We start from the raw sequence: 3790 nt of genomic DNA, 5'->3' as shown, positions 1-3790 counted from the left end.
CCGAGTTCTTCAACAGAATCCGCCCTACCTGACCAAAATCCCACTATACTTCGCCGCTGCGCCTTGAAACCGCTCCGCTATCCCGCGCGGGTGTTGGTCGAGATAACCAAGGATCCTGTCCGGCAAGGTTTCTGTAAAGTCTTCAAAGTCGTTGGGCCCCAAGCCGTCCAGATAGGCCAGCGTCACGGAGTTCGCGGCGATAAGCTTGAGAAAGTCGAGCTGCTTTTCGCGCAGATCAATCTCTCGCACCGCTTCCGGTGGCACGGTGCCTACATGTTCGAACAGGCGTGTGGCGACGGCCTCCTGTGTGGTCGGCCAAAGCGGGTGGAGCGGCCAACGTGACCGGTTGCTGTCTATTGAAGGCACAGTCAGTGTCACATCCTGTGCTAGCTGATCCATCTCGGCCTGCAAATGTTCGTGCAGCGAACCCCAGCCGCGAATGTCTTTGCGGTTTCGCAGGGCGTCTTTTCCGAGACGCAATTCAACCCGCCAAACTTGGCTTTTTGCCCGGTCCGACAGGTCAATCGGGTCTAGACCTGCAGCCTGAAGGTTGGCGTTCCAGATCAAAGGCCACTCATACTTGCGGCGCTTCATGACCTCTTCTCGCTTGTCATAGACGATGACTTGGCGACCGGGCATTTTGCCGATGGTGACGGATGTCGTGCGCCCGGAGAGCCCATTCATCTCTTCCGTTTCGAACTCGGCAATCGCTTTCCGGTTCGCGCGGGAATGGAACACGAAAGCATCCGGATCGAGGACAAAGCCGGGAGCCAGAACATCCACCGCGAAATCGACACGGTTGATGCTGACGCCATCATGCGGAAGCTGAAACCCGAGCCTGGCCAATAGGGCGTCGAGCGTCTGCCGCGTCCGGTCCAGACCATTCAGCGCCAGCTCTCGTGACCCGATTGAGACGTAGAGACCCCAAGGGTCCGACGCCCTAGGCTTCTTGGCGAACCAGGTGGCACCAAACTCGTAGATCCGAAAGGTAAACGCATAGCCGCCGCGCTTGCCGCTTTGGCCCGTCTGGATGTCCAGCCCTGCGAAAGTGCCCCAGACATCCGTCATCAGCTCCTGGGCCGTGGCCTTCCCTTCTTCCAGGAACTCCACCAACTCAATCGGAACCGTGGTCTTGAGCGCCAGGTCGATGCCATCAAAGCCAGTGTGAATAATCGTCATTTTCTTCTCCATGTATTTCTAGAGGGGGGTGCTACAAAGACCCCCCTTTGCCGCGTGGCCGTCGGCCACCCGCCCACCCGCGCGCCGCGCTCGCTACCTGAAGGCAGCGCAGCGCGCGCGTGGACGGCTGGCCTTGCGTTGGGTTTCGGTTTCAGGGTCATTGAGAGGTGTGCGCTTTGCGTCGGGCATCCGCCCAAGCCAAGACTTCATCGAGGCGATAGCGCACGGACCGACCGAGCTTGTAATAGCCAGGTCCGTTGCCCTTCACGCGCCATTTCTGGATCGTGCGGACGGATTGGCACAGCATGTCGGCAACCTGGCACTCGTCAACGAATGTGCCAGAAAGGTCGGTTTGGTTTGGGGCGAGAAAGTCCTTCATCGGGTGTCCTCATCGAAACTCTCAATGACGACGATCTACGCCCCGAACTTCAGTCAGATCTATTCAAACTGCTTGCGATAATGCTCCAAGACTTCGGGCGTTTTCTCCAAGTCGCTGATCTTCATTCCTTTTTCGCGTGTTTTTCGAGAAGCCGTTGCAATCTTTTGAAGTGAGAGGGCGGGGTCAACAAGGCGAGCGACCCGAACGCAGAACACCGCAGCATCGGTGATCGGCTCACCATTCGATGCCCAGTCCAGACTAAACTTGCGTCCGAGTATGCTTTCCCAGACATGGAAACAGGAGTGTAGAAGGTCGTACATGCTTTCATCGTCAATCTTTCCTTTTCTTCCTGCCCTGGCCGTAGGTTGTGCATCCGCCACGCATTTGCTGAGCGATGAAAGGATCGACGCAATTTCAGTTAGACTGATCTGCGAACTATCTTGGCCTGATGACGGCTCGTATTCCATCACTGGCAACGAATCGTGCACCGATATGTAGGGATAGTGACAACCGCCGCGCGTTCGCCCAAAGCCGGCCTCGACTAGTACATCGCGCGTTTCAGCTGAGAGGTTCTCAAGCGCCCTTGCAATCTCAACGGCTACCTTTTCCAACCCGGTTAAGTCCTTCCTGATTTGCTTGAAGTCGCGCGCTGCCCTCCGCATCTCGTATGCCCACTGAGCGGCGCCAAGGATCAGAATGTTGCCAACAATATCGTGAAGGGCTTTTGGAATATCGAATTCTTGTGCGAGCTGTTCCACGACTTCGGGCGTGAATGCCGTTTGCTGTCTTAATCTCGTTTCTATGATCTCGTTCAAATCATCCAAACTAATATTAAATTCCATCAATAACTTACTCCTTTTAGTTCTCCACGACGCGCAGTTTGGGGTGCAGTTCGCGTAGGTCGCCAAGTCCCAATCCTGCGCTCAACATGGCTGCATTCTCTTCCGCTGCTCGCCTGACGGGATCATCGGCTAGGTGGGCGTAGCGCATCGTCGTCTGCAATTGCGTGTGTCCCAACAACCTGCCGACCATCTGAATCGGCATCCCAGAGGACACTGCGTTTGAGGCGTAGGTATGGCGCAGATCGTGAATGCGCACGTCATTGAGACCGGCAAGGGCGCGGATGCGCCGCCATGGGTGTTGAAGGTCGGTGATATGTTGCCCGGCGACCTTCCCGGCGATCACATAGGGATTGTCAGGGAAGCGGGGCAGGGCGGACAGTACGGCCCGTGCCGCTTGGGGCAACGGAATACGCCGTGCGCCGGTCTTGCTATCTGGCAGCTCCATACCGTTCGGCGTGATGTACTCCCATTTCAGGGTTTGAATCTCGCCAAGGCGGCAGCCGGTCAGGATGAGCAATCGGAAGGCCGCGATCACAAAGGGGGATTCTGATCCATCCGCTTCGCAATTGCTGAGAACAGTGCCCAGGCGGCGCAGTTCGGCCTGGCTCAGATACCGTTCGCGCTTCTTCTCCCTATACTTAGGAACATGGCGGCACGGGTTAGACCCGTCAGGGCGCAGGCCCCAGACTTCAGCCAGGTTGAACATCTTGGACAACACACCAAGTGTCCGGTTGGCCTGGTAGGGCCGATCCTTGAGCCGATGGTGCAACTCCGCGATATCCCGGCGCTCGACATCAACCACCTTGAAGACACCGATGGCGGGCTTGATGAAGAGATCAATCGACCGGCGATATTCCCGCTGTGTGCTTGGCTTGCAGCGTTCCGATACATGCGCCTGAAAAAACCGTTCACACAATGCACCAACAGTCGGAGCGCCGCGGTGTTGCGAGACCTCTTCGACCGGGTTGCCTCCGCTTGCCACCAGGCCGAGCAGTTCCTTCGCGCGTTGCCGAGCCTGATCCACCGTCACGGTCCCATGGCGACCGATGGACGCGCGACGAGTGCGCCCGCCTTTCCGATACTGCACCTGATAGGTCCGCGTCCCGGACGGCATGACCCGGACGCCAAAGCCCTTCACCTCGTCATCCCAGACGAAGTAATTCTCCGGCTTTACCGGCAGCGCCTCAACAGTTCGCTTGGTCAATTTGGGCATCGCTACTCTCCTTCAACGCGCCGATCCGTGGAAGCACAGTGGAAGATCGGAGGGGCGTTTCATGGCGAAAGAGGTAGTAAGCAGGCGCGCGAAGCGTCAACGGAAAACGTTCTAAATCAAGAAGATAGAGTAAAGGAGCGTAGTCGGGCGCAGACCGTGCGACTCGGCTTAGGCGAT

Annotated in this window: 5 protein-coding genes (1 of these 5 running past the window's edge); all 5 read right to left on the bottom strand. The window is 57.4% G+C overall.

Annotation, left to right across the window (positions count from 1 at the left end; all coding sequences use genetic code 11):
* Window positions 1-24 precede the first annotated feature (24 nt).
* Window positions 25-1191: a hypothetical protein gene (locus tag EP237_RS22550; RefSeq protein WP_164744810.1), complete on the bottom strand. Its 1167-nt coding sequence runs from the start codon at window positions 1189-1191 to the stop codon at window positions 25-27.
* Between the two features lie 145 nt (window positions 1192-1336).
* Complete coding sequence (locus EP237_RS22545) at window positions 1337-1558, bottom strand: helix-turn-helix transcriptional regulator (protein WP_127563068.1); 222 nt, start codon at window positions 1556-1558, stop codon at window positions 1337-1339.
* A gap of 59 nt (window positions 1559-1617) precedes the next feature.
* Window positions 1618-2400 (bottom strand): hypothetical protein, encoded by a 783-nt coding sequence (locus EP237_RS22540; protein WP_127563067.1) that lies wholly within the window; start codon window positions 2398-2400, stop codon window positions 1618-1620.
* Window positions 2401-2416: 16 nt separating this feature from the next.
* Window positions 2417-3613: a site-specific integrase gene (locus EP237_RS22535; RefSeq protein WP_127563066.1), complete on the bottom strand. Its 1197-nt coding sequence runs from the start codon at window positions 3611-3613 to the stop codon at window positions 2417-2419.
* A 168-nt stretch (window positions 3614-3781) separates the two neighbouring features.
* Window positions 3782-3790: the final stretch of a recombinase zinc ribbon domain-containing protein gene (locus tag EP237_RS22530; protein WP_476703639.1), read on the bottom strand. Its footprint extends 702 nt past the window's final position; 9 of the gene's 711 nt are visible here — the last part of the coding sequence; the start codon falls outside the window, past its right edge — the gene reads right to left on this strand; the stop codon is at window positions 3782-3784.

This window comes from Nioella ostreopsis (assembly GCF_004000255.1).
In the GTDB taxonomy this organism is placed as follows: domain Bacteria; phylum Pseudomonadota; class Alphaproteobacteria; order Rhodobacterales; family Rhodobacteraceae; genus Nioella; species Nioella ostreopsis.
The sequence above is the reverse complement of the archived record's forward strand: the minus strand, read 5'-3'. Positions and strand labels throughout refer to the sequence as shown.